Origin of the sequence: Ureibacillus massiliensis 4400831 = CIP 108448 = CCUG 49529 (assembly GCF_000772965.1) — a bacterium.
GTDB classification, from domain to species: Bacteria; Bacillota; Bacilli; order Bacillales_A; family Planococcaceae; genus Ureibacillus; species Ureibacillus massiliensis.
The window spans coordinates 1-1,740 of record NZ_JPVQ01000105.1; the positions used below are offsets into that span (position 1 = coordinate 1).

2 protein-coding genes are annotated in these 1,740 nt (G+C 37.2%); both read right to left on the reverse strand.

Annotated elements, in window-relative coordinates; all coding sequences use genetic code 11:
• Nucleotides 1-97 precede the first annotated feature (97 nt).
• A complete protein-coding gene (locus tag CD30_RS19005) occupies nucleotides 98-370 on the reverse strand; it encodes an HU family DNA-binding protein (protein WP_036180726.1) in 273 nt (90 codons plus the stop codon).
• Between the two features lie 205 nt (nucleotides 371-575).
• The coding region (locus tag CD30_RS19010; protein WP_036180729.1) for a stage IV sporulation protein A at nucleotides 576-1,740 on the reverse strand (1,165 nt) is incomplete at its 5' end.

Consider the following 1,740-nt stretch of genomic DNA (forward strand, 5'->3'; position numbering starts at 1 on the left):
AGTGAACTTTCATCACCTAGTTGACGGACATGCCCGGCACACAAAAAGAGCAGCCATCAAAAAATGATGGCTGCTCTATGTAACTGCAAGACGCGTATTATTTTACAGCATCTTTAAGCGCTTTACCTGGTTTGAAAGCAGGTACTTTGCTAGCAGCGATTTCGATTTCTTTACCAGTTTGTGGGTTACGACCTTTACGAGCCGCACGTTCACGTACTTCAAAGTTACCAAAACCGATTAATTGTACTTTGTCACCCTTTGCAAGAGCATCTTGAATTGTATCAAATACAGCTTCAACTGCTTTAGAAGCGTCTTTTTTAGAAAGAGCTGCAGCTTCAGCAACAGAGTTTACTAATTCTGTTTTATTCACACCATTCACCTCCTCTCAAAGGGTAGAAGCTAAATCCTGTAAAAAGAGTAACACATTGAAAACCTTGGTGCAACTGTATTTATTCATGTTTTTCCAATATACAATAGGTTTTTTTATAAGTTTACACAAATAAAAGGACTTTTCACCTAATAAATGAAAAGTCCTGATAATTTTTTATTGTATTTTTCACACTCTATTTGACAATCTAGATGATAAACGTTACTAAACCGCGGTCACCTTCATTTACCATTCTTTCAATTGTTTGACGCATTCTCTTCTTCGCGTTAGCTGGTACCGAATTCATTTTATATCGAATTCCCTCTTTTAACACTTCATGTAATGGCGTTCCAAACAATTGTGTTTCCCATAAAGCTTCACGATCGTGTTTATAGGCATATTGCAGGTCCTTCAAAAGCTGCTGACTATAAAATTCAGTACCTATTAATGGAGCAAACTCTGTTTCCATGTCAATACGAATAATATGATAAGATGGCGCAGAAGCTTTCATACGAACGCCATAGAAGTTATTTTGTTTAATCATTTCTGGTTCACTCGGTACAAACTCATCCAAAGTAGGCAGTGTTACGCCATAGCCATTTTCAGAAGCATCTTCAATAGCCTCACGGAATCGTTTCTGTGCTTTTTTCGCTTCAGCTGCTTCTTTTATAAATAATAGCCAATCTTTTTTGGACTCTATAGGTTGGTCTAACCATTCGTTGCACACCGCTCGATAAATATCAGGCTTTAATGTAATTCTTACTGTTGCAACGCCTAATCCAGCATCAACTCTTTCAACACCGCAATCTTCAATAAAATCAAGATCTTTTAATTCCTCTGCTGCTTGAGAAACATCACGAATTTTCGTTATCGAATCAAGTATGCTAGCTACTGATTCAGATAATGTTTGATTGACTGGATGCGTTGAGTCTAATACATCTAACCAATCAGGTTTTTCAACTTCAATATCTTCCACAGGGAATTCATATAGAGCTTCCTGTAAAATATACTCCATATCGCGCAATGACATTTGATCGATAGATACCGAGATTACCGGTACCCCATAACGTTCGAATAATTCATTGCGAAGCGCAATTGTATTACTATGAGTTGGGATACTGCTGTTTAAAATAACAACAAAAGGCTTACCAATTTCTTTTAATTGCTCAACAATTTGTGATTCTGCAACTTGTGCAGCATGACGTGCAATACCATTAACAGTACCATCTGTCGTCACAACTATACCAATATTTGCGTGATCACTTATAACTTTGTCTGTACCAATCTTTGCTGCTTCTTGGAATGGGATTGCTTCAGTATGCCATGGTGTATGAACATACTTTGGTCCATTCTCATCTTCATATCCTTTAACA